This is a genomic window from Cupriavidus sp. SK-4 (assembly GCF_000611125.1).
Classification (GTDB): Bacteria; Pseudomonadota; Gammaproteobacteria; order Burkholderiales; family Burkholderiaceae; genus Cupriavidus; species Cupriavidus necator.
On sequence record NZ_JFJW01000012.1, the window covers coordinates 14442 to 38787 of the forward strand.

Genomic DNA, 24346 nt, shown 5'->3' on the forward strand with positions numbered 1-24346 from the left:
TGGTGCCTTGGGTGCAAATGCAAGTGCATACGGGGCCGCTGGAGCTGGCACGTGCTGCGTGCGCCTGCCCCGTGCCTACCGGCCAGGCCTGACTGTCGATGTGAAGTACGACCTGACGCTGGATGATGGCAGTCGGCATAACTGGAAAACGAAGAAAGGCGTCCCAGTCGAGCCGTACACGAAGCTGGGCAGTGTGTACGTGCATTTTTTTCCCAATGACGAAATCCGCGTGGTAGTTACCGACGTCTATCCATTTGGAAAGGATCATCCGATTCCTTTTCCAGCAGATCCCAATCTGCACCGCAGAGGTGGCCAATGAACCAGCCACTCAATAGCCCAAGCATTCGCACGCAATATGCCCCGGCGGCGGAGAACTGCCGGCTGACGCTCGAATAGGAAGATCACCTGGACGATAGGCGACCCGAAGCACTGTGCTTCCGGCGAGGCGCCGGGCCGAACTGCCATTACGTTGTCAATGCCGGCCTGTTCAGCAGGCGCTTCTGCCCGCGAGCCGCAAGGAAGCTTCCCTGTCCGATTTGTTGAAGTCCCTGTCGCGCTACGTGCGCGACACAACCCGCAAAGGAAGATTACCCATGCTACGACGACGCAGCCTGATTTTTGCCTGCCTGATTAGCGTCTTACTGTCTGCCTGCGCCAGCGGTGGCGGACTGTCGACGCGCGACGACGACAAGTCCTATATCAATGCTTCGCTCGGTGCGGTCACCCATCCCAGCCAATATCTTTACGGTTTCACCATCAATGGTGCCTTTGGTGCAAATGCAAGTGCATACGGGGCCGCTGGCGCTGGCACGTGCTGCGTGCGCCTGCCTCGTGCCTACCGGCCAGGTCTGACTGTCGATGTGAAATACGACCTAACGCTGGACGATGGCAGCAGGCATAACTGGAAAATCAAAAAAGGCGTCCCGGTCGAGCCCTATACGGAGCCCGGCGACGTGTACGCGCACTTCTTCCCGAACGATGTGATCCGTGTGGTCGTATCAAATCCCGGCCCTCGCAGCAGTCTACATCCCATTCCCTATCCGGTTCGCCCCAGCGAGCAGCGCAGCGGAGAGAAGCGATGACCCAGCCAGTCAACAGCCCGAGCATCCGCACTCAATATGCCCCGGCGGCGGAGTACTGCCGGCTGACACTCGAAGAGGAAGATAACCTTGACGACAACCGACCCGAGGCGCTGTGTTTCAGGCGAGGCGCCGGGCCGAACTGCCATCACGCTGTCAATGTCGGCCTGTTCTTCGATGGCACAAACAACAACATGCAGCGGGACTACGATGACAGCCCGCCGGAGAAGCGCAACCACAGCAATGTTGTCCGACTCTATCTCGCACATCCCGATATCGAGGACAACTGCCCGGAAAACAGTAACCAGTACTTCCGCTTCTATATGCCGGGCGTTGGCACGCCGTTTGAGCAAATAGGCGAGGGGACGGAAACTGACGAGGGGAAGGCCTTCGCCAAGGGCGGGCAGGCGCGCATACTGTGGGCTGTGATGCAGGTCTATAACGCCGTACATCGCACAGCCTTTGACGATCAGCCAATGCTGAGGCCAGAAGAAATGAAGTCCCTCATCCAGGACTATGAGGACAATGTTGACCACCACCAGCGGCCCGACCCTGAGTTGGCGCCCGTCAACCGGCATGAGTGGTTTAAGGCGCTATCGGACGGGTTGTCGCAGAAGTTGCGCGAGCGCCTGCTGTCCAAACCGTTGCCGAGCGTGCCCAAGGTCACCCTGTCGGTGTTCGGGTTCTCTCGCGGCGCCGTGGAGGCACGGGCGTTTTGTTACTGGTACCAGGATACGCTGCAAGACGGAAAATTCCTTGGCGCGATCGACACGGAAATCAAGTTCCTGGGCTTGTTCGATTCGGTCGCAACCGTGGGCACGTCCGCGTCCATGAATGCGCAGTTCAGCCTGTGGATGCTGAGCGGCCATTCGAGCTGGGCGGCGGAGATTCTGACGCCCCTGCCGGCCATCGTGAAGAAGACCGTGCACCTGATGGCTGCGCATGAAATCCGCATGAACTTTCCGCTGACGCGCGTCGCCGGCAATAACGTCGAGGAATGGCTTTTTCCTGGCGTGCACTCGGACGTGGGCGGCGGCTATGGGCCAGGCGACCAAGGGCGCGCCCGCCGAGGCCACGCATCGCTACTGTCTCAGATTCCCTTGGTGCACATGTATCGAGCCGCGCTTGTCCATGGTGTGCCATTCGTTCGCTTCGACAAGCTGAAAAAGGTAGTGCGCGATGACTTTGAGGTGAGTGATGCCCTGCAGACGACATTCAACTTCTACATGCAGCGGGTTCGTGTCAACAAGGAAACGGATTTCCGTAAGGTCTACTGCAGGCACATGCAGCGCTATTACCGATGGCGTTCGCGCATGCGGAATGCGGGCCAGGGGGCCATTTCCCGAAACGCCACCACGGCTCAGGACAAGCAGGATCTTGAAAAGTCGAACAACAGCCTGCTATGGGATTTGCATGTACTGCAATCCCGCGCCGATCCGAACGCATTTCTCTATGACCGCAAGGTGGCGCTGTCGCCGCAGGAGCGCGCTGGCGCGAGCCAGATGCAGATCGTCTATGCGGAAGCGGGCTATCCGCTCACGCCATGGGAGCGCTGGGCGATGTCGATCTTCGAGCCTCGGCAGGAACTTCGCAATGAACAGGATGTGTACGAGGACGCCTTCTTCGAAAACCACATCCACGATTCGCTGGCTGGCTTCTATATGGCCGGAGCTGTCACCCGGTATGACAAGGAGGTGGAATTCGAGAAGATGTGTGAGGCTAGGGCCAGGGGGAGCCGGCTGAACGAGTTTCAACAGCGGATCTACAACCAGAACCAGCTACTTGCCGACGCGAGAATCCGCGCCCTTCAGAACGGTACGGCGAAACCCACCAAACCCAATGAGAAGGTGCCGGAGGTACCAGGGCTGAACTACCCGCTCATGCGGGACGATGACGCACCGGCTATGCGCGTTCTTGTCGTCAGGGCCGCTACGTCGAGTCGGCGCGAGGGCGGTGGCTACTTCCGCCAGCGCTGGGTCTACATGCCGCAGGCGCGCGACCTGGAAAACGAGACGAAAGACCTGGACCCAGCTAAGGCGGCCTGACCATGGCTACTAAACGTCGCCCGGCGCGGCAAGACGCTGAACGGTTGGACCGCACTGATCCCGTTGGGGGGACGGAGCAGCATGTGACAGACCGAACTCCGACCCGCAACGGAGCGGGTCCACAGCCGCCGCAGACTCGACGCGCCCGGAACGCAAGCGCGGCGCTTGCGCACCTCAAGGCCGCAGCCGAGCGACTGGGGTTCATCAGCCATGCCGCCAGCTGGGCCGGCAAGAGCGTTCGCTATCCCTTCGAGTGTCCGAACGGACATCGATTTCAACGAACAGTGACAAGCGTTCTGCGTTGTGAGCAGTGCGAGGCAGAAGCCTTCATGGCACGTTTGCACAACCTGGCGGAGGAACGGGAGGGAGAGTGCCTGGACGAAAAGTACCTGGGAACCAGCGCCCGGTACCGCATGCGTTGCCGCGATAGTCACGAGTGGACGGAAGACGGCCGCAAACTGGCGGTGGGGCGTTGGTGCAAGGAATGCTGGACACGCCGCTGTCGACAGCTTCAGATGCCTGCCGCCGACGCGAGAATCCGCGCCCAAGAGCGACGACCGACCGTTTAGCGGACAAGCCCCAAAGAAAAACAGCCGCACATTGCGGCTGCTCTTGAAACATCACTGGTGCGGAACCCCTCAAAGCCCCAACACAAGCTTGGCAATGATATTGCGCTGGATCTCGTTAGACCCCCCGTAAATCGACGCCTTGCGATAGTTGAAATAACGCGGCGCCAGCACGGCAGCATATTCAGGCCCGACACGAGGCGCGGCGTCGCGTCCCTGCAATTGAGCCCAGGTGTCCTGCACGAACGGCAACGCCGCCGGGCCTGCAGCTTCCACGGCAAGTTCGCTGGCCGCCTGCAGGGCCTCAGTGCCCGTGAGCTTCAGCATGCTCGACGCAGCCCCGATCGAAGTCCCGGATTCCACGCCCGAGAATACCCGCAACTCAACCGCTTCAAGAGCGGCAGCACGCAGGTGCAGCGCCGCCAGCTTGCGGCGGAAGGCGGGATCGTCCAGCAGGCGGCCACCGTCGTCGGCAGGCTGCTCCGCGGCGATGTCCGCAATCTTTGACAGCTGCTTGCGCAGCATCGGGCTATACGTACCGCCGCGCTCGAACTCCAGCAGGTACTTGGCATAGGTCCAGCCCTTGCCTTCCTCCCCGATGCGGTTTGCCACCGGCACGCGCACGTTCTCGAAGAAGACCTGGTTCACTTCCTGCTGCCCGGTCATGGGGCCGTCCAGCGTCGGCAGCGCCGACACCGTGATGCCGGGCGTATGCATGTCGAGCAGCAGGAACGAAATCCCTTCCTGGCGCTTCGATTCGCGGCTGGTGCGCACCAGGCAGAACATCCAGTCGGCCCACTGCGCATGCGTGGTCCAGATCTTGGAGCCGTTCAGGATGTAGTGCTCGCCGTCGCTGTCGGTGCCGTGGTCGGCGCGCATCTGCAGCGAGGCCAGGTCGGAGCCGGAGTTGGGTTCGGAATAGCCCTGGCACCACCACGCGTCCGAGCTCAGGATCGGCGGCAGGAAGCGCTGCTTCTGTTCGGGCGTGCCGTACTTCATGATCACCGGCGCCACCATCTTCAGGCCCATCGGCGACACTGGCGGGCAGCCGGCGGCGGCCAGTTCGGACTGGAAGATAAAGCGCTCGGTCGAACTCCAGCCCGGGCCGCCGTATTCCTTGGGCCAGTTCGGCGCGGCCCAGCCGCGCGCGTGCAGCGCCTTCTGCCAGCGCAGCTGCGCGGCCTTGTCGAGGTAGCCGTTCTTGGACTGCGCCATCATCGCGCGCAGGTCGGCGTCATAGGCCTGGGCGATCCAGGCGCGCACGTCTTCACGGAACTGCTGGTCTTGCGGGGAGAAATCGAGATTCATCGACGGGCCTCGCTGGGTAATCGTCTGTGTTCGGGGATGCCGGCTTCAGGCCGCGGCCTGGGCGGGGTAGAGCAGGTCGGCGTAGCGGCGCAGGTGGTGCTCGGCGGAGCCCAGCTGCAGGTCGATCGCGGTGACGCGCTTGAAGTAGTGGCCCACGGCCAGCTCTTCGGTGACGCCCATGCCGCCGTGGATCTGCACCGCTGCCTGGCCGACAAAGGCACCGGCCTGGCCGGCCTGGATCTTGGCCGCGCACGCCGCCTGGGCGCGTGCCTGCGGCGCGCTGGCAGCCCGCATCGCCGCCACCTGGGTCAGCGCCACGGATTGCTCCAGCTGCATGTACATGTCGGCCATGCGGTGCTGCAGCACCTGGAAGGTGCCGATCGGCACGCCGAACTGCTTGCGCTGGCGCGCATAGTCGATGGTGTCGGCCAGCATGCGCGCCATCGCGCCATTGGCTTCGGCAGAGAGCGCGACCATGGCTTCGTCGCACAGCTGTTCGATCAGCGCAAAGGCTTCGCCTTCCGCGCCGATGCGCTGGCTGGCCGGCACCTGCACGTTGTCGAGCAGCACCTCGGCGGCGCGCAGGCCGTCGAAGGTCGGGTACTCGCGCAGCGTCACGCCCGGCGTGTCGCGTGCAATCCAGAACAGGCTGATGCCGTCCCGGTCGCGGCGCGCGCCGGAGGTGCGGGCGCTGACGACCAGATGGGTGGCGAACGGCGCGCCGACCACGGCGTGCTTGTGCCCGTTCAGCTTGTAGCCGTTGCCCTGGCGGGTGGCGCTGGCCTGCACGTCGTGGCGGCAGTAGCGGCTGGCGGGTTCGGCATGGGCCCAGGCGGCGGTGGCTTCGCCGCCGATGATGGCCGGCACCCACTGCGCGGCCAGCTCGGGGCTGCCGTGCATCAGCGCGCCGCCGCCCAGCACCACGGTGCCCAGGTAGGGCTCCAGCGCCAGGTGGCGGCCCAGCTGCTCCATCACGATCATGTGCTCGGCCGCGCCGCCGCCCAGGCCACCGAGCGTCTCGGGGTAGGCCGCGCCGAGAATGCCGAGCTCGCGGGCGAATGCGCGCCAGCAGTCCGGGCGCCAGCCCGCGGCGGACTGCACGGCAGCGCGGCGGGCTTCGAAAGCATAGTGGTCGGCCAGGTAACGCGCGAGCGTGTCGCGCAGCATCGACTGTTCTTCGCTGAACTGGAAATCCACCTTGGCTCCTTCGGAATGGGGGTGAGGCGTGATTGCATTAGTCTGGCGGCATCATCGTGCCAGGCCGCCCGGTGGCGCATCGTCGCATCGGACGAAGCTGCCCAGGAGGGCACGCGGCGCGCCTTTTTTTGCGGCACTGCGGCAAAACGGCGGTGGTGTCGCTTCGTCGCTTCCGACGATTGTTGAACCGGCCGACGTTCCGAGAATGCGGGATCGGCATCCGCCAACACACCGACACCCGTCGAGGAGTTCAACGCCATGCATCCGCACATCCACGCGCAGCGCACGCCCGACAAACCAGCCGTCATCATGGGCAGCAGCGGCGCAGTCGTCACCTACCGCGAACTGGACGAACGCTCGAACCAGGTCGCCCACCTGTTCCGCAGCCAGGGGCTGCAGCCCGGTGACCGCGTGGCGTTCATGGTCGAGAATCATCCGCGCCTGTTCGAACTGTGCTGGGGCGCGCAGCGCAGCGGCATTGTCTATATCTGCCTGAGCACGCGGCTGAACGTGGCCGATGCCGCCTACATCATCAATGACAGCGGCGCCAAGCTGCTGGTCACCACGCACGCGCAGGCCGAGGTCGCGGCAGCCCTGGCCGGGCAGACCCCGGCATTGCGCGGCAGGTTGATGCTGGACGGCACCGTGCCGGGCTATGACGCGTACGAGACCGCGCTGGCGCGCTGCCCGGCAACGCGCATCGATGACGAAGTGACCGGCGGCGACATGCTGTATTCGTCCGGCACCACGGGCCGGCCCAAGGGGGTATATGCGCCGCCGTCGAGCGCGAATATCGAAGATCCCACGACCCTGACCAGCCTGTGCCAGCGGCTCTATGGCTTCGATGCCGAGACGCGCTACCTGTCGCCCGCGCCGCTGTATCACGCGGCGCCGCTGCGCTACAACATGACCGTGCAGGCGCTGGGCGGGACTGCGGTGGTGATGGAGCATTTCGATGCCGAGCACTACCTGCAGCTGGTGCAGCAGCACCGCATCACGCATACGCAGCTGGTGCCGACAATGTTCTCGCGCATGCTCAAGCTGCCCGAGGCGCAGCGGCAGGCCTATGACGTGTCGTCGCTGCGCGTGGCGATCCACGCGGCCGCGCCGTGCCCGGTGCAGGTCAAGGAAGCCATGATCGCGTGGTGGGGACCGGTGATCTGGGAGTACTACGCCGGGACGGAGGGCAATGGCGTGACCGTGGTCAGCACGCCGGAGTGGCTGGAGCGCAAGGGCACGGTGGGGCGGGCCATGGTCGGCAAGCTGCGCATCTGCGGGCCGGACGGCGCGCTGCTGCCGCCGGGCGAATCGGGCACGATCTACTTTGCCGAAGGCCGCGCCTTTGCGTACCACAACGACGAGGCCAAGACCGCGGAGTCGCGCCACCCGCAGCAGCCGGACTGGAGCACCATCGGCGATGTCGGCTACGCGGATGCGGACGGCTACCTGTACCTGACCGACCGCAAGGCCAACATGATCATCTCCGGCGGCGTCAACATCTACCCGCAGGAGGCCGAGAACCTGCTGATGACGCATCCCAAGGTCATGGACGTGGCCGTGATCGGCGTGCCCAACGAGGACTTCGGCGAAGAGGTCAAGGCCGTGGTGCAGCCCGTCGACATGGGCCTGGCCGGTCCCGAGCTGGCCGCGGAACTGATCGCGTTCTGCCGCGCCAACCTGTCGGCCATCAAGTGCCCGCGCTCGGTCGACTTCGCGTCCGAGCTGCCGCGCCTGCCTACCGGCAAGCTGCTCAAGCGGCTGCTGCGCGACCGCTACTGGGCCGGCCACGCCAACAAGCTGGTGTAGGGCCGCCTGCCGCTGCCCGCATTTTCGCGAGTGCGGCGGTTTACGTCATAATCCTCCGTTACATCACAGCCACGGCCGCCCGCCTGCATCCGCAGCGCGGGCGGGCGCATCGCGCGGCCTGCAACGGCAGCGATGTGCGGGAGACGACAACAGCCAATGGCAAGTATCGAGGAGACCGGACGGCGCATGCCGCCGCCCGCCGGCGCCGCATCGCTGGCGGCCAAACTGCGTCCGCCGCTGCTGACCCCGTTCCAGGTCGAGCGCGCGGCGATCTGCGAGGCCGTGTGCGCGGCCGGCTTTGTCAAGCTTGTGCTGGTGCGCGCACCGGCGGGCTTCGGCAAGACCACGGCCATGCTCCAGTGCCGCGCGCGGCTGGAGGCCGCGGGCGGGCGCACCGCCTGGCTGACGCTGGACCGTTCGGACAATGATGCCTCGCGCTTCCTGGGTTCGGTCGAGGCTGCCATCGCGCAGGGCATGGGCGGTGGCGGGCCCGGCCGGTCCGCGCACGGGGCGCTGGCGCAGGATCCAGGCGAGCAGGCGCTCGCGCTGATCGACCGCCTGGCCAGCCACAACGGCGACTTCACGCTGTTCCTCGATGATTTTGAAGCGATCCAGAACGCCGCCGTGACCGGACTGGTCTGGCAACTGGTGGAAAGCCTGCCGCCCGGCTGCCGCGTGGTGATCGGCACGCGCTGGGTGCCGGAATCCGGCCTGGGCCGCCTGCGCGCGCGCGGCGAGCTGCTTGAGATCGAGCCCGCGCAGCTGCGTTTTTCCGCCGGCGAAACCGCATCCTTCCTGCGCCAGGCGCGCGGGCTGAAGCTGGAGCAGGCGGCCATCAGCGTGCTGCACCGGCGTACCGAGGGTTGGCCCACTGCATTGTGGCTGGCGTCGGTGGCGTTGGAGCGGCGCAGCCAGCCAGAGGGCTTTATCGCCGGCTTCTCCGGCTCCAACGCGGCGATCGCCGATTACCTGGTCGAAGACGTATTCCTGCACCTGCCCGAGGCGGTGCGTGACTTCCTGCTGCGCACGTCGATCCTGGACCAGTTGTGCGGGCCGCTGTGCGACGCCGTGTGCGAGCCCGCGACAGCTGGCAGCAGCGACGAAATCCTGGCCTGGCTGGAGCGCGCCAACCTGTTCCTGCTGCCGCTGGAGAGCGAACGCTATGGCGAGCGTGGCTCCGGTGCGGCATCGGAGCAGTGGTATCGCTATCACAGCCTCTTTTCCGGCTTCCTGCGCGGCCAGCTGGCGCAGGCCATGCCTGACGCCGTGCCGCAGCTGCATCTGTCGGCATCGCGCTGGTATGAGTCGCAGGGGCGCCCGGTGCCCGCCATCGAGCATGCGTTCGCGGCCGGTGCGCTGGCGCACGCGCTGCCGTTGCTGGACGGCGCCGCGGACGACCTGCTGGCGCAGGGCCGCATGCGCCTGCTGACGCGCTGGCTGGAGGCGGTGCCGGCGGAAGAACTGGCGCGCTGGCCCAAGTTGCAGATCGCGCGTGTGTGGGCGGTGTCGTTCACGCGCGGCCCGGCCGAAGCCATCGCCCTGCTGCAGCAGATCCCCACCGAGGGCGCGGCCGGCGACCTGCTGGCGCATATCCGCGCGCTGCGCCACATGCTGCTGAACATGATGGACCGCTTCGACGATGCGCGCGCCTTCGCCCGCAATGAGCTGCCGCCGTTGCCGATGGGCTATGCCTTCCCCGATGCGATCCTGGGCACGTCGATGGCGCGCCTGGCTGCAGTCGCCGGCGACTACCCGGAGGCGCGCCGGCTGCTGCAGGTGGCGCGGCACGCGGTGCGCGGCTCGGACAGCAATTTCAACAAGATCTTCTCGGAGTCGGTCGAAGGGCTGATCGACCTGCGCCAGGGGCGGCTGCAGCAGGCGCTGGCACGGTTCCGCATCGCCGCCAGCACGATGCTGCCGAACCGCTTCGGGCCCACCAATGGCAACGCCATGGCCGGCATCCTGCTGGCCGAAGGCCTGTACGAGAGCGGTGATTCCGAGCGCGCCAGCCGATTGCTCAACGTCTACCTGCCGCTGTCGCGCGACCTCGGGCTGCCTGACCAGATCATCACCGGGCACACGGTGCTGGCCCGCATTGCCTTCGAGCGCGGCGAAGCCGACCAGGCGCATGAATGGCTGGCGCAGCTGGAAGCGCTGGGGCACCACCGCGGGCTGACGCGGCTGGTGATGGCGGCAATGCTGGAGCGCGCACGGCTGGCACTGCGCCAGGGCAATGTCCACGCGGCGCAGGAGGCGATTGAACGCGCCGCCGATCCGGCGCTGTGGCGCACGCGGCCCGGGGTCAGCTCCTTTGCCAGCGATGTCGAGGACATCACCCTGGGCCGGCTGCGGCTGGACCTGCATGCGCGCCCGGGCACGCCGGTGCGCGAGGCCATCGAGCGCGAGCTGGCGGCTGCCGCCGGCAACCAGCTGATGCGCCGCGCGCTCAAGCTGCGCATCTTGCTGGCGCAGGCGTGCCAGCGCACTGGTGACGGCGCGCACGCGCTGGTGGTAATGGGCGAGGCGCTGCGTTTCGGCGCGGCCGAAGGCTTTGTCCGCATCTTTGCCGACGAGGGCGACGATGTGCGCCGGCTGGTGGCCGGCGCCTGCTCGCGCCAGTCTGCCAGCCTGCCTGCCCCCTATGTGGAAAAGCTGCTGCAGGCCTGCGGCCAGACCGGGGGCGAGCAGGCCGCCGGTGCGGGCCGGCCGGCACCGGCGGCGCTGGGGGAGCCGCTGACGCCCNGCCGGCACCGGCGGCGCTGGTGGAGCCGCTGACGCCCAAGGAGCAGAAGGTGCTGCAACTGCTGGCCGAGGGCTATTCCAATGTGGCCATGGCCGAGCGCCTGTTCGTGTCCGAGACCACGGTGCGCACGCACCTGCGCAATATCAGCGCCAAGCTGCACGCCAGCAACCGCACCCAGGCAGTGGCCATCGCGCGCCAGCTCGGGCTGCTCTGAGGCCGCGCCGCAGGCGCAGCCTGCGCGCGCGGTTGCGGCTCAGATGCCCATGAACTCCGTGAATTCGTCCAGCTGCGCGCGCACGGCGCGCAGCTGGTTGGCGGGCGCCTCGGGGTCTTCGTAGCCGATCGCCATGCCGGTGAACAGCATCCGTTCAGCCGGCAGCGACAGGAACCTGCCGATGGTCTGCGGGTACATCGCCCAGCATTCCTGCGCGCAGCTGTCCAGCCCTTCTTCACGCAGCAGCAGCATCACCGTCTGCAAGTACATGCCCAGGTCCGACCATTGCGGCGGGCCCATGCGGCGGTCCACGGTGCAGAACAGCGCCAGCGGCGCGCCGAAGAAGGTGAAGTTGTTGGCAAACTGCGCCAGCCGCCGCGCCTTGTCCTCGCGCGGGATGTCGAGGTAGTGGTAGAGCGCCTCGCCCACCTGGAAGCGGCGGTCGCGGTAGGGCGAGACCAGCTCGCGCGGGTAGATGTCGTACTCGCGCTCTTCACCCGCGGGCGCCTGGGCGATGCGCTCGCGCATGATGGCGCGCAGCCCCTCCAGGGCCTCGCCGCCGACGACATGGATATGCCAGGGCTGCAGGTTGCCTCCCGAGGGGGCGCGCGCGGCGGCGTCGAGCACGCGGCGGATGGTGTCGGGCGCAACGGCCCGGGGCAGGAAGCCGCGGACGGACTTGCGGCTGGCGACGGCTTGGCTGACTTTCATGCGAATTCCGGAAAAGTTGATCGACGGGCGCGCTTCAGATGAAGGGCGGCTCGCTGGTCCAGTCGAAGAAGTCTGGCATGTCCTGTGACACGGTTTCCGGGAAGGCGGCGGGACGCTTCTCCAGGAAGGCGCTGACGCCTTCCTTCACGTCGGCGGAACGCCCGCGCGACTGGATCGCGCGGCTGTCGAGCTTGTGCGCTTCCATCGGGTGGCTGGCGCCGGCCATGCGCCAGATCAGCTGGCGAGAGATCGCCACCGAGACCGGCGCGGCATTGGCGGCGATCTCGCGGGCAATGGCCTGGGCGGCAGGCAGCAGGTCCTCGGGTGCGTGCAGCGAGCGCACCAGGCCGCGCTCATGCGCTTCCTGGGCCGAGAACACGCGGCCGGTATAGCACCATTCCAGCGCGGTCGAGATGCCGACCACACGCGACAGGAACCACGACGACGCCGCTTCGGGCGTGATGCCCCGGCGCGCAAAGACAAAGCCGAACTTGGCGTCGGTCGACGCCAGCCGGATATCCATCGGCAGCTGCATGGTCACGCCCACGCCGACCGCGGCGCCGTTGACCGCGGCGATCACCGGCTTGAGGCTGCGGAAGATGCGCAGCGACACGCGCCCGCCGCCATCGCGGTGCGCGCTGTCGGGGCTGGCGCCATAGCGCTTCTCAAAGTCGAAGGTCGAGCTGCCGCCGGACAGGTCGGCGCCGGCGCAGAAGGCGCGGCCCGAGCCCGTGACGATCACGGCACGCACGTTGTCGTCGGCATCGGTGGCGTCGAACGCGGCGATCAGCTCATGCATCATCTGCGCGGTGAACGCATTGAGCTGGTCCGGGCGATGCAGGGTGATGGTGGCGACACCGTCTTCAACGGCGTAGCGCAGGGTTTCGAACGAAGGCGTGGCTTGCGTCATGGGGGACTCCTGCCGGGATTGCTGCGAACAAGGGAGGAAGGGTGCCGGGGCGGGGCGCCGGCACGGGGCTCGGTCAACACTAGTGCAGAATGCGCCGCCCGCAATCGTCGCTTCCGACGAGGCTCGGAATTGGCACCTGGCCGTAGACTGATCCCGATCAAGCGGCAGGGCCGGCACTACCGCGCGCCTGCCGGCGCAGACAGCAAAGGGACAACCATGAAGACACGAATCACCGAACTGCTTGGCATCCGCTACCCGATTATCCAGGGTGGCATGCAATGGGTTGGCTACGCCGAGATGGCCTCCGCCGTTTCCAACGCCGGCGGGCTGGGCATCCTCACGGCGCTGACGCAACCCACGCCCGAGGACCTGGCCGAAGAGATCCGCCGCTGCCGCGAGATGACCGACAAGCCGTTCGGCGTGAACTTGACCCTGCTGCCGTCGATCAACCCGCCGCCGTACGCGCGCTACCTCGACGTCATCATCGAGAGCGGCGTCAAGGTGCTGGAAACCGCCGGCAACAATCCCAAGGAACATATTGCGCGCGCCAAGGCCGCCGGAATCAAGGTGATCCACAAGTGCGTGGCGGTGCGCCATGCGCTGTCGGCCGAGCGCCTGGGCGTGGACGCGGTGTCGATCGACGGCTTCGAGTGCGCCGGCCACCCCGGCGAGGACGACGTGCCCGGCATGGTGCTGATCCCGCAGGCGGTGCGCAAGCTGTCGATCCCGGTGATCGCCTCCGGCGGCATCGCCGACGGACGCGGTATGGCGGCGGCACTGGTGCTGGGCGCCGAGGGCGTCAACATGGGCACGCGCTTCTGCGCCACGCGCGAGGCGCCGATCCACGACAACGTCAAGAAGGCGCTGGTGCAGGCCAGCGAGCGCGACACCAACCTGATCTTCCGCACGCTGCACAACACCGCGCGCGTGCTCAAGAACGCCGTGTCGGACGAGGTGGTGAGCATTGAACGCCGCCCGGGCGGCGCGCAGTTCGAGGACGTCAAGCACCTGGTCGCCGGCGTGCGCGGCAAGGCGGCGCTCAAGGCGGGCGAGACCGACGGCGGCATCATCAGCGCCGGCCAGTGCGTGGGCCTGATCGACGACGTGCCCAGCTGCGAAGAGCTGATCACGCGCATGGTGGCCGATTGCCGCGAGCACCTCAGCGTGGCCTCGCGCTTCTTTGCCTGACGCCATGGCCGAGGCTGAAATCGAGCGGGCGATGACCCAGGCCATCGCCGCGCCGGGCGAAGCTGCCGGCGGGGACGTGCCGGAGGGCTTCGTCCCGCTGCGTCGCATGAGCGGCTACATGGCGGGCTTCGGCCAGCTCTACCTGCATGCCGGGCGCCGCACGCTGGCGGTGCGCATCGACGAGAGCCACCTGAACAACCTGGGCATCCCGCACGGCGGCATGCTGGCGACACTGGCCGATACCGCCATCGGCATGATGATGTCGCTGGAAACCGGGCGCTCCAAAAGCGCGGTGACCGTCAACCTGAGCCTGGACTACCTGGATTCCGCGCGCCTGGGCGACTGGGTCGAGGCCCGCGTGGAGTTCGACAAGCTCGGCTCGCGCCTGCGCTATGGCACCTGCCGGCTGGTCAGCGGCGAGCGCTGCCTGCTGCGCGCGACCGCGATCTTTGCGGTGCTGGCGCCGCGCACCTGAGGCGTGCGGCAAACATCGTCGCTTCCGACGACGCTTGCCGCCACCCACGGCGCAACAATGCAAAGCGACACTGCCGGCGCCTTATGCCGGCACTCCGGACAACACCATGGCTGCCCCGGCAGCCTGCACCGAATCAGGGAGATCACATGGCAGAGGCATATATCGTCGCGGCGGTCCGTACCGCCGGCGGCCGCAAGGGCGGCAAGCTGTCGGGCTGGCATCCGGCCGACCTGGCCGCACAGGTCCTGGACGCGCTGGTGGAACGCACCGGCGCCGACCCGGCGCTGGTCGAAGACGTCATCATGGGCTGCGTGAGCCAGGTCGGCGAGCAGGCCGGCAACGTGGCGCGCAATGCCATCCTGGCCTCGCGCCTGCCTGAAAGCGTGCCCGGCACCTCAGTGGACCGCCAGTGCGGTTCGTCGCAGCAGGCACTGCACTTTGCCGCGCAGGCAGTGATGTCGGGCGCGATGGACATCGTCATCGCCGCCGGCGTGGAAAGCATGACGCGCGTGCCGATGGGCCTGTCGTCGCAGCTGCCGGCCAAGAACGGTTTCGGCGTGCCCAAGAGCCCCGGTGTCGAGGCGCGCTACCCCGGCGTGCAGTTCAGCCAGTTCACCGGCGCCGAGATGATCGCGCGCAAGTATGACCTGTCGCGCGAGCAGCTGGATGCCTACGCACTGCAGAGCCACCAGCGCGCCATCGCCGCCACCAAGGCGGGCCGCTTCACTGCCGAAATCCTGCCGGTGGAAGTGCGCACGGCCGACGGTGCCAACGGCGAAATGCACACCACTGACGAAGGCATCCGCTATGACGCCACGCTGGAAAGCATCGGCAGCGTCAAGCTGATCGCCGAAGGCGGCCGCGTGACTGCCGCTTCCGCCAGCCAGATCTGCGACGGCGCCGCCGGCCTGATGGTGGTCAACGAGGCCGGACTGAAGAAGCTCGGCGTCAAGCCGCTGGCGCGCGTGCACACCATGACGGTGATCGGCCATGATCCGGTCGTGATGCTGGAAGCGCCGCTGCCGGCCACGGAAGTCGCGCTGAAGAAGGCGGGCCTGCGCATCAGCGATATCGACCTGTTCGAAGTCAACGAAGCCTTCGCCCCGGTGCCGCTGGCCTGGCTGAAGGCCACAGGAGCCGATCCGGAGCGCCTGAACGTGCATGGCGGCGCGATCGCGCTGGGCCATCCGCTGGGCGGCTCGGGCGCCAAGCTGATGACCACGCTGGTGCATGCGCTGCATACGCATGGCAAGCGCTACGGCCTGCAGACGATGTGCGAAGGCGGCGGGCTGGCCAACGTGACCATCGTCGAGCGTCTGTAAAGCTGTGGAAGCCGGGGCGTGCCGCGCAGGCACGCCGCGCGAGGATTGCTGCAGCAAGAGGTAGTAAAGGGAGAAGGACCGGCGGCGCGGGCATGTCAGAGTGCCCGCGCCAGCAGCCGGAAAAAAAGCCGTGGTATCGCGGCCTTTCTTGTTTGCGGTGTGTTGCGCGTCAGGCGAACGTCACTGCGCTGCGCCGGTCGGCGCGTTCCAGGTGCGGCACGTTGTTGAAGCTCAGCAGCCGCTGCACGCCGCGGCCGACGATGATCTCGCAGAACGCCGTGTTGCGGAATTGCAGGTTCATCTCGATGGCGGCCTGGGCCGGTGCGCCAAGCAGGTCGGCCGTGGCGCGGCCGATGGCGCCACCGGAGCTCACCACCAGGATGGCATCCTCGCGCGTCGTGCCTTCGCTCGCGTGCGCCAGGGCGCCGGCAATGCGGGCACCGAAATCGGCCCAGCTCTCGGGCATCTCGGCCAGCCCGTCCTGGGTCCATGCGGCGTATGCCGCGCGGAAGGTGCGCCAGTAATCGTTGTAGTCGCCGTTCTGGTGCGCGCGGTGGTCGGCGCCGCCGGTGTGGCAACGGTACAGCGCCTCGCCGTCGTATTCGTTCAGGCCCGGGTGCGAGACGATCGCTGCCTGCGGCCGACCCATGCCGGCCAGGATCTCGCTGGCGGTGTCCTGCTGGCGCACCAGCGTGCCGGCCACCACGCGACTGAAGCTGACGCCGCGCTCCTGGAAATACTCGCCCAGCCAGCGCGCCTGCTGGCGGCCGGTCGGCGACAGGCAATCGTAGTTGGCGGCGCCAAACGAGGCTTGTCCGTGCCGGACGAGGAAAAGCGTGGCCATGAGCGGTCCCGGTAAACGTTGAGGCGGATAGGGCTGCGCCCGGCGCGCCGTTTTGCGGCAGGCCGGGGGCGCCAGGCACGGCGCCCGGCGTGGGCACATTCTAGGGAGGTCCGGCGCGCCAGCCAAGCAAGCGCTGCGCAATTCATGGCAGCCATGGCCTGGCTGCATTACCGCGGGTGGCGTGGGCCGGTGGTGTGCTCAGGCCGGCTCTGCGCAGGTGATGCCGAGATAGCCGGCCATCAGGCGGTTGAGTTCCGGAATCATCTGTTCGTCGTCGAGGTGCAGTGGGCCGGAATCATTGAGCACGGCATTGACCAGCACACTGAACACCGCCTGCATGGCAAAGCGCACGCGCAGCTCGGCGGTCTCGGCAGGCATCGCCAGCCGCGGCACCAGCAACTGCACCATGCGCTCCACGATGGCTTCGCCGCTCTGGCGGTGGGGCACCCATTCCTCGGGCCGCGTGGACGCATGCCGCAGCGATGCCCGGATCACGCCGCGGTTGGCCAGGGTGCCGAGCACCATGAAGCGCGTGGCCTTTTCCAGCAGCACCGGTGTCGGCACGTCCTCCCAGCGCTCCTGCGCCAGGTAGCGCTCGGTCGACGCGGCGGTTTCTTCCATGACCAGCGCGCGCAAGGCCTCGAAATAGGCCATCTTGTCGCGGAAGCGCCCATAGAAGGCACCCACCGACACCTGGCACGCCGCGGCGATCTGCGCCACGGAAACGGCGGCAAAGTCACGCGAGGCAAGCAGTTCGCGGCCCGCGCCCAGCAAGGCTTGTTCGGTCTCGCGCGCACGGCGCTGGCGCGGCGGCTGCAGGATCGAGGGCGTATCGATACGGGGAAAGGAGGCGTTGGCGGTGAAGCCGGATTGGGTCGCTGACATAGGCACTCCGTATTCGAATTCTGATTCGAATTTGAAAATACCGGTGCGCGCCGCGACGCGTCAAGGGTTTTGTCGGGTGGTGGCCCGGCGTGGCGGGTGGGTGGGCTGCGCCGGAGGTGGTGGTGCGGCGCGCACGCTGCGCCGCTTGCCTCAGCGCGGGTCAGAGCGAGCCGAACACGGTGCCCAGTCCGTAGGTGAAGGCTGCCGCCATGCCCCCGATCAGCACCTGCCGCAGCGCCGAGAACCATCCCGGGCGGCCATTGAACGACGAAGTGCCCCAGCCCACCAGGCCAAGGCCGGCCAGGCACGCGACGATGCTGCCGAACTGCGCCGATGGCCCTGCCGTCACGAGGAATGGCAGCAATGGCACCAGCGCACCGCTGCTGTACAGCACGAAGGAAATCACCGCCGCCTGCACCGGGTTGCCGCCGCGCTCCTGCGGGTTGATGCCCAGCATTTCGCGCGCAAAGGTGTCCAGGGCCGCGCGCGGGTTGCGCATGATCTCGTCGGCGGCGCGCCCGGCGTCGGCCGGCAGCACGCCCTTGCCCTCGATCACCGTGACCAGCCGCTGCCGGGCCCGGGCGGCATCATGCGCGAGCTCGTGCGCCATGTCGCGCAGGCGCTTGTTGTTCATCTCGCGGCTGTTGGTCACCGACAGCCATTCGCCCAGCGCCATCGAGCAAGCGCCCGCGGTCAGGCCCGCCAGCCCGGCCAGGATGACGGCCTCGCGCGAGGCCGCCGCGCCCTCCAGGCCCATCACCAGGCAGAAGCTGGACACCAGCCCGTCGTTGACGCCCAGCACGGCTGCGCGCAAGGCGTTGCCGCTCGGGCGATGGAGCAGGCTCCGCACGCGGGTGCCGAAGCCGGTTGGAGTGGGGGCGCTCGATAGGGGCATGGTCTTTTGGCAATGGAACGTTGTCAGTTGAAGCGCGGGCCCAGGTCATCCCGCATCCATTCGATAAAGGCGCGCGTGCGTGCCGGCAACAGCCGCGCATGGGGATAGATCAGCGACAGCGGCCATGCCGGCTGCTCGAAATCCTCAAGCACGATGCGCAGTTTGCGCGCCTCGACCAGTTGCGCGACCTGGTACGACAGGAAGTGGCCGAAGCCCGCGCCTTCGGCACAGGCAGCCACGGCGGGCGCGGTCTGGTTGAATTCCAGGTTGCCGGACACCTGCACGTGGAACTCGCGACCGTCTTCCTGGAAGGTCCACCAGTGCGCGTGGTTGCCGGTGAAGCGCACGCAGTTGGCGCTGGCCAGTTCCTCTGGATGGCGCGGCACGCCGTGCTTGCGCAGGTAGGCGGGCGTGGCCACCACCACGCGGCGGATGCGGCCGACGGTCTGTGCCACCAGCGTGGAATCAGCCAGCGGGCCGATGCGCACGCCCACGTCCAGGTCTTCTTCAAGCAGGTTCACCACGCGGTCGGTGAATTCCATGCGGCAGCGCACGCGCGGATAGCGCTGCACGAAACGCGTGACCGCCGGCGCCACATACATCTGCCCGAACAACACCGAGGCGGTCAGCGTGAGCTGGCCGCTGGGTTCGACATGGCTGGCGGTCAGGCCGGCCTCGACCTCGTCGATGGTGGCCAGGATGCGCCGGCAGCTGTCCAGGTAGCTGCGTCCCTCGCCGGTCAGCGACAGCCGCCGCGTGGTGCGGTTGAGCAGCCGGACCTGCAACTCGGATTCCAGCGCCGCCAGCGTGCGCACCACCGCCGGCAACGAGGTATGCAGCGTCGTGGCGGCTGCCGTCAGGCTGCCCTCGTCGACGATCCGCACAAAGGTCTGCATCGCGCGTAGCTTGTCCATGGCGCCACACATTACTCCATTCTTTGGAGTAGTTAAATATCAATTGCCCTATTTATTGCAACGGGTCTGGCGCCCAGAATCCGGCTATCCCAACCGTTGAGGAGTGTGCCATGCAAGAGACCAACCGCCCCGCCAAGCCGCTGGTGCTGTACCGTTCGCCGGTGTCCGGCCACGCCCATCGCGCAGAACTGTTCCTGGGGCTGCTGGGCTTGCCTTACCGGCTGGTGGACGTCGACCTGCGCGGCGGCGAGCAGCGCAGCGAGGCCTTCCTGCGCCTGAACCCGTTCGGCCAGGTGCCGGTGCTGGATGACGACGGCGTGGTCGTCGGCGATTCCAACGCCATTCTGGTCTACCTGGCCACGCGCTATGACGACGGCCGCTGGCTGCCGCGCGACCCGGTGGGCGCGGCGCGCGTGCAGCGCTGGCTGTCGGTGGCCGCCGGCGACATTGCCTTCGGGCCGGCGGCGGCGCGCCTGGGCGTGCTGTTCGGCAGGCCAGTGGCGATGGACGACGCCATCGCGCGCGCGCAGCGGCTGTTCACGCTGATGGAAACCCTGCTGGCCGGGCAGCCGTTCCTGGCGGCCGACCATGCCACCATCGCCGACGTGGCGGCCTACAGCTATATCGCCCGCGCCGAGGAAGGCAACGTGCCGCTGGCGCCGTACCCCGCGCTGAACGCCTGGCTGGGCCGCATCGAAGCCTTGCCCGGCTTCGTGCCGATGCTGGTGTCGAAGGTCGGCCTAGCGGCGTAGTGCCTGCCGGAACCGCGTATCGCCAATCGATCCGACAAGGATAAGGAGCCCGTCATGGATCTGCCCACATGGCCGCACGCCGGCCTGCCATTCCACGCCGGTGAACTGGCCGCCCAGGAGCGCGCCGGCAAGCGCGAACGCATGGCCGCGTCCGGCCCGCGGGTGATCCGTGGCGCGATGCCGGAGCAGCACCGCACGTTCTTTGCGCAGTTGCCGTTCCTGCTGGTTGGCGCCGTCGATGCCGACGGACAGCCCTGGGCCACGATGCTGGCCGGGACGCCGGGGTTTGCACATACGCCTGACGCCACGCACCTGCGCATCGACGCCGTGCCGCTGCCCGGCGACCCGGCGGCCCCGGCGCTGGCGCAGGGAGCGCGCATCGGCCTGCTCGGGATCGAGCTGCCTACGCGCCGGCGCAACCGCATGAACGGGATCATCGTGGCGCGCGACGAGGGCGGGATGACGGTCGAGGTCGAGCAGAGCTTTGGCAACTGCCCGCGCTATATCCAGTTGCGCGACGTGAGCCTGGCCGAGCCGGCGCCCGCGCCGCCGGCCTGGCACGGTGACGCGCTGGATGAGCAGGCGGTGGCCTGGCTGCGCGGCACCGATACCCTGTTCATCGCCACCAGCCACACCGCATCGCCGCAGGACGAGGGCGAGCACACCGGCGGCGCCGATGTCTCGCACCGCGGCGGCAAGCCTGGCTTTATCCGCGTGGACGAGGCCGGCACGCTGACGTTCCCGGACTTCAACGGCAACAACTTCTTCAACACCGTCGGCAACCTGCTGGCCAATCCGCGTGCCGGGATTCTGGTGCCGGATTTTGCCGATGGCTCGCTGCTGCATGTGGGCGGGCGCGCCGAGGTGATCTGGGAGGGCGAGGAACTGGCCTCGTTCACCGGCGCCGAACGGCTGGTACGCCTGCATGTCGAGCGCGTGGTGCGGCGTACGGCGGTATTGCCGCTGCGCTTCGGTTTTCGCGAATATTCGCCGGTGCTGGCGGACACGGGCGCCTGGCCGGCGCGTTAAGCCCGGTGGTCCAGGTCAGGGTGCTGTCATAAAAATGACATCAAAAAGTCACAAAAGAGTCACAATAGCGGTTGACGACTGTCCGTAGCACGCCGACCAGGGCGCTGGCGGGCAGCCCTGTATCAAGGAGAAATCAACCGTGGACAAGACGAAGAACAAGCCGCAAGCCCGCCGGGACATCCTGAAACACGCACTGCTGGCCCTGGCCGCCACGCCGCTGGCGCTGGCGGCGGGGACCGCGCAAGCGGCCTGGCCGGAGAAGCCGATCCGGCTGGTGGTGGCATTCCCGCCCGGCGGCCCGGTCGACACGCACGCGCGCCTGCTGGCCGAAAAGCTGCAGCCGATCCTGGGCCAGACCATCGTGATCGACTACAAGGCCGGCGCCGCCGGCAATATCGGCTCGGACAACGTCGCCAAGTCCGCGCCGGACGGTTACACGCTGCTGCTGGCCAACACCGGGCAGATGGCCATCAACAATTCGCTCTATCCCAAGCTGCCCTACAGCATGCCGAAGGACTTCGCGCCGGTGGCACGCACGGCGCTGATCCCGCTGGTGATGGTGGTCAACAACAACGTGCCGGCGCGCGACCTGAAGACGTTCATCAGCTATGCCAAGGCCAACCCGGGTAAGCTGAACTTTGCCTCGGGCGGCAATGGCGGCATCTCGCACCTGATGCCGGAAATGTTCAAGCAGGCTTCGGGCACGTTCATCGTCCATATCCCGTACAAGGGCAGCTCGCCGGCGCTGACCGACGTGATGAGCGGCCAGGCGCAGATGATGGCCGACTCGATCCCGCTGTTCACGCAGTACATCAAGGCGGGCAAGGTGCGTGCACTGGCGGTGACGTCGCCGCAGCGCTCTCCCGCGCTGCCGGATGTGCCGACGATGCAGGAGGCCGGGCTGAAGGGCTTCGAGGTGGTCGGCTTCTACGGCATGCTGGCGCCGGCGGGCACGCCCAGGGACGTGGTTTCCCGCCTGTCCGGTGCCTTGCGCACGGTGCTGGCCGACCCCGACACCAAGGCGAAGCTCGAGCAGCAGGGTGCCGAGCCCGCATGGCAGTCGCCGGAGGCATTTGCCGCCACGATCACGGCCGAGCAGAAGCGCTGGGGGCAGGCAGTGAAGGCGTCGGGCGCAAGTATCGACTGAGCCGGGCTGGCACCCGCGGGTGCCGCGGCTCAGCTGCGCCCCCGATATTTCAGGCTGGCGCAGTGGCCGACGAGCGCGGTGATGCAGCAGGCATCGCCGCGCCACTCGCCGCCGATCACGATGCCGTCCTGGCCGGTCACCAGCTTGCGCTGGCATTGGCCGGGCACCGCCGTGCGCTCCATGCCGGCATCGCGCGGGCCGCTGCCCGGGGCGCGCGCGGGTGCAACCGAATCATTCCAGACATAGGCCGTGCCGGAGGGCAGGGCCTGCACTGCTTGCGGCGGACCCCACTGGCGCTTCGCCTCATCGACGGGGACGTTTTTCCAGGAATCGAAGACGTCTTGCATGGCGCTGGCCTCCAGGCCGGCGCAGGCACCGGTGATGGCTGCCGCCCACAAGACGGCCAGGCTTGCACGCACGCTGGCGGCGCCGCGGGCCGTTTCGGCAGGAAGGACTGGGTTGGCTGGCATGTAGGCTCCGCGTCGGCGCAGCCGGCTGCAAGGGCCGGCCTGTGCAGGCTAACGGAGCCGCGTGCCTGGCTGCAAGCACGCTCTGCGCGATGACGCACAGAGCGTGGCCGGCTTCAGTCGGCGAACAGGCCCAGGGGTTGCAGTGCGGCAGCCGACGGCGCCTTGCGGGCAGTCTGCCCGGCCGGGATGCGTGCCGGGCGTGGCGCCTCGGCAGGGGCCTCGGGGGCGGTCAGCGTGAACGGCCTGTGCACGGACAGCGGTACCGCCTGTGGCATCCATTGCGCCAGCCGCGGCGCGAGGATCTGGTACGTATCGAGGTCGAAATGCGCTGGTGCTTCCGCCAGCGCCTGCGCTTCTTCCAGCGTGGCTGCGCAGCCGAGGTAGCACCAGTCGTCGACGACATGCCACCAGGCGCGTCCGTCGTGCTGCTCGCGCCAGGCGGCCGGGCCATCGAAAGGCCATGGCATCAGCGCGATCGGCGCCAGCGCGGCGGCCAGCCGGGCGCGGTGCGCGCTCGACGGCTCGGCGCCGACGCAGGCACCGGCGCAGCGATGGACCTGGCGCTCAAAGCAGGGGCTGCCACGGCGGGTGGTCTTCTCCAGCGACAGCGTGGCCAGGCACAGGCCGTGTTCCTGCGCCAGTGCGCGCAAGCGAGCCTCGGCCGCGCCGCGGCTGCCGAACACGCCGAACAGGTCGCGATGCCGGCAGAAATCCGTATCGCGATCCGAGCGCAGGCGTGGCACCGGCAACTGCTGCGGCAGTTCCCAGGCATAGAGCCGGGTATTGCGGCGCAACAGCTGGTTGTGCACTGGCTGCATCGCCTTGACCAGCCGGGCTTCCAGCAGCAGCGCGCCGGTCTCGCCGCCGGTCTCGCGCCATTCCACGCGGCGTACCAGCCGGGACAGCCGCATGTCCTTGCCGTACCGGTAGTCGCCGGAGAAATGGGCGCCGATCCGTTGCCGCAGGTGCACGCTCTTGCCGACATAGAGTGGCACGTCCTGGTCGCCATAGAAGATATAGACACCGGGCGCCGCCGGCACGTCTTCCAGCGCGGTTTCGTCCAGGCCGGCCGGCAGGCTGGCCCGCCGCACCAGCGTGCGCACGGCCGATTCCACCAGGTCGACGGAATACGTGGCATGGATCTTCTGCCAGAACTGCCACAGCAGCTCGGCATCGGCCAGCGCGCGGTGGCGGCCCTTGGGCGTCAGGCCGAAGCGTGCGATCAGCGCGTCCAGGCCGTGGCGTTCCACGGATGGGAACAGCGAGCGCGACAGCCTTACCGTGCACAGCACGTCGGCCCGGAAGGTCACGCCGGCACGACGGAAGGCGTTCTTCAGGAAGCCATAGTCGAAGCGCGCGTTGTGCGCCACGAACAAGCGTCCTTGCAGGCGCTCGGCAAGTGATTCCGCCAGTGACTCGAAAGTCGGCTGGCCGCGCACCATCTCTTCGGTAATGCCAGTCATGCGCTGGATAAACGGCGGGATCGACATGCCCGGGTCGAGCAGGGTGTCCCATTCACTGATGCCGTCCGGGCCGACTTCGACCACGCCGATCTCGGTAATACGGTCGCGCTGGGCGTCCGCGCCGGTGGTCTCCAGGTCGACAAAGACAATAGGGCGCGACAGCGCCGCGGCGAGAGCTTGGGCGTCGAGCAGGCGCGCCCCGTCCGCTGGCAGGCGCGACGGCAGGTAGGTAGGCATGTCAGGCATCTGCCGATTTTAAGGGGGCGCTGATGGCGGCGCGAAGAAGTTTTCAAAAACCCCTTGCCAACCCCGCTGCGGTCACTTAATATTCGCCCCCTCGCAACACAATGCGGCGCTGCAAAGCAGACGCAGCAAGGGTTGCG

At 67.5% G+C, this 24346-nt stretch carries 20 protein-coding genes and 1 pseudogene; 11 read left to right on the forward strand and 10 right to left on the reverse strand.

Translation table 11 applies throughout. From position 1 onward, the window contains the following. The 3 genes from CF68_RS35930 to CF68_RS02575 all read left to right on the forward strand — a co-directional run. Window positions 1–319: DUF3304 domain-containing protein (locus CF68_RS35930; protein ID WP_152548441.1), on the forward strand; the 319-nt coding region annotated here is incomplete at its 5' end. Window positions 320–593: 274 nt separating this feature from the next. Continuing rightward, window positions 594–1082, forward strand: coding sequence for a DUF3304 domain-containing protein (locus tag CF68_RS35935; RefSeq protein ID WP_084187015.1), 489 nt, complete (start codon window positions 594–596; stop codon window positions 1080–1082). Next, window positions 1079–3124: a phospholipase effector Tle1 domain-containing protein gene (locus tag CF68_RS02575; protein ID WP_051591364.1), complete on the forward strand. Its 2046-nt coding sequence runs from the start codon at window positions 1079–1081 to the stop codon at window positions 3122–3124. The genes CF68_RS35935 and CF68_RS02575 overlap by 4 nt, the downstream gene beginning before the upstream one ends. Before the next feature lie 638 nt (window positions 3125–3762). Here CF68_RS02575 and CF68_RS02580 read toward each other — a convergent pair. Together CF68_RS02580 and CF68_RS02585 are read right to left on the reverse strand one after the other, a co-directional pair. Next, window positions 3763–4998, reverse strand: a complete 1236-nt coding sequence (locus tag CF68_RS02580; RefSeq protein WP_035815820.1) for an acyl-CoA dehydrogenase family protein — start codon at window positions 4996–4998, stop codon at window positions 3763–3765. 45 nt (window positions 4999–5043) lie between these two features. Next, on the reverse strand, window positions 5044–6195 hold the full coding sequence (locus CF68_RS02585; protein ID WP_035815821.1) for an acyl-CoA dehydrogenase family protein: 1152 nt from the start codon (window positions 6193–6195) through the stop codon (window positions 5044–5046). 258 nt (window positions 6196–6453) lie between these two features. On the opposite strand from CF68_RS02585, the gene CF68_RS02590 reads away from it, so the two are divergent. Beyond that, window positions 6454–8001 carry an AMP-binding protein gene (locus tag CF68_RS02590; RefSeq protein ID WP_035815823.1) on the forward strand — a complete coding sequence of 516 codons (1548 nt, stop codon included), beginning with the start codon at window positions 6454–6456 and terminating at the stop codon, window positions 7999–8001. A gap of 156 nt (window positions 8002–8157) precedes the next feature. Beyond that, a pseudogene (locus CF68_RS02595) lies at window positions 8158–10958 on the forward strand (LuxR C-terminal-related transcriptional regulator). Window positions 10959–10997: 39 nt separating this feature from the next. Here the strand turns inward: CF68_RS02595 and CF68_RS02600 are convergent. Together CF68_RS02600 and CF68_RS02605 are read right to left on the reverse strand one after the other, a co-directional pair. Beyond that, entirely contained in the window at window positions 10998–11669 is a 672-nt protein-coding gene (locus tag CF68_RS02600; protein WP_035815825.1) for a nitroreductase, read from the reverse strand. A gap of 34 nt (window positions 11670–11703) precedes the next feature. Beyond that, entirely contained in the window at window positions 11704–12579 is an 876-nt protein-coding gene (locus tag CF68_RS02605) for a crotonase/enoyl-CoA hydratase family protein (RefSeq protein WP_035815826.1), read from the reverse strand. Window positions 12580–12795: 216 nt separating this feature from the next. Between CF68_RS02605 and CF68_RS02610 the strand changes: the two genes are divergently transcribed. From CF68_RS02610 to CF68_RS02620, 3 genes are all read left to right on the forward strand, one after another. Then, window positions 12796–13767, forward strand: a complete 972-nt coding sequence (locus tag CF68_RS02610; RefSeq protein WP_035815827.1) for a nitronate monooxygenase family protein — start codon at window positions 12796–12798, stop codon at window positions 13765–13767. A 4-nt stretch (window positions 13768–13771) separates the two neighbouring features. Then, on the forward strand, window positions 13772–14242 hold the full coding sequence (locus tag CF68_RS02615; protein ID WP_035815828.1) for a PaaI family thioesterase: 471 nt from the start codon (window positions 13772–13774) through the stop codon (window positions 14240–14242). A gap of 146 nt (window positions 14243–14388) precedes the next feature. Continuing rightward, window positions 14389–15564, forward strand: coding sequence for an acetyl-CoA C-acetyltransferase (locus CF68_RS02620; protein WP_035815829.1), 1176 nt, complete (start codon window positions 14389–14391; stop codon window positions 15562–15564). A gap of 169 nt (window positions 15565–15733) precedes the next feature. Here the strand turns inward: CF68_RS02620 and CF68_RS02625 are convergent, their stop codons facing one another. The 4 genes from CF68_RS02625 to CF68_RS02640 form a co-directional block, all read right to left on the reverse strand. Further along, window positions 15734–16408, reverse strand: a complete 675-nt coding sequence (locus CF68_RS02625; RefSeq protein ID WP_035815831.1) for a histidine phosphatase family protein — start codon at window positions 16406–16408, stop codon at window positions 15734–15736. A gap of 198 nt (window positions 16409–16606) precedes the next feature. Further along, window positions 16607–17293: a TetR/AcrR family transcriptional regulator gene (locus tag CF68_RS02630; protein WP_035815832.1), complete on the reverse strand. Its 687-nt coding sequence runs from the start codon at window positions 17291–17293 to the stop codon at window positions 16607–16609. Window positions 17294–17453: 160 nt separating this feature from the next. After that, the gene (locus CF68_RS02635; protein ID WP_035815833.1) at window positions 17454–18188 is read right to left on the reverse strand and encodes a VIT1/CCC1 transporter family protein; all 735 of its coding nucleotides are present in this window, start codon (window positions 18186–18188) and stop codon (window positions 17454–17456) included. Between the two features lie 23 nt (window positions 18189–18211). Continuing rightward, window positions 18212–19114 (reverse strand): LysR family transcriptional regulator, encoded by a 903-nt coding sequence (locus CF68_RS02640; RefSeq protein WP_084187017.1) that lies wholly within the window; start codon window positions 19112–19114, stop codon window positions 18212–18214. Between the two features lie 98 nt (window positions 19115–19212). Here CF68_RS02640 and CF68_RS02645 point away from each other — a divergent pair, with 98 nt between their 5' ends. The 3 genes from CF68_RS02645 to CF68_RS02655 all read left to right on the forward strand — a co-directional run bounded on the left by CF68_RS02645 (window position 19213) and on the right by CF68_RS02655 (window position 22030). Then, window positions 19213–19854 carry a glutathione S-transferase family protein gene (locus tag CF68_RS02645; protein WP_035815836.1) on the forward strand — a complete coding sequence of 214 codons (642 nt, stop codon included), beginning with the start codon at window positions 19213–19215 and terminating at the stop codon, window positions 19852–19854. A 54-nt stretch (window positions 19855–19908) separates the two neighbouring features. Continuing rightward, window positions 19909–20883, forward strand: coding sequence for a pyridoxamine 5'-phosphate oxidase family protein (locus tag CF68_RS02650; RefSeq protein ID WP_035815838.1), 975 nt, complete (start codon window positions 19909–19911; stop codon window positions 20881–20883). A 139-nt stretch (window positions 20884–21022) separates the two neighbouring features. Continuing rightward, window positions 21023–22030: a tripartite tricarboxylate transporter substrate binding protein gene (locus CF68_RS02655; RefSeq protein WP_084187019.1), complete on the forward strand. Its 1008-nt coding sequence runs from the start codon at window positions 21023–21025 to the stop codon at window positions 22028–22030. Between the two features lie 29 nt (window positions 22031–22059). Here CF68_RS02655 and CF68_RS02660 read toward each other — a convergent pair whose 3' ends face one another. Beyond that, window positions 22060–22500 carry a hypothetical protein gene (locus CF68_RS02660; protein WP_035815840.1) on the reverse strand — a complete coding sequence of 147 codons (441 nt, stop codon included), beginning with the start codon at window positions 22498–22500 and terminating at the stop codon, window positions 22060–22062. A gap of 113 nt (window positions 22501–22613) precedes the next feature. Further along, a complete protein-coding gene (locus CF68_RS02665) occupies window positions 22614–24209 on the reverse strand; it encodes a 3'-5' exonuclease family protein (protein WP_035815842.1) in 1596 nt (531 codons plus the stop codon). Window positions 24210–24346: the final 137 nt, after the last annotated feature.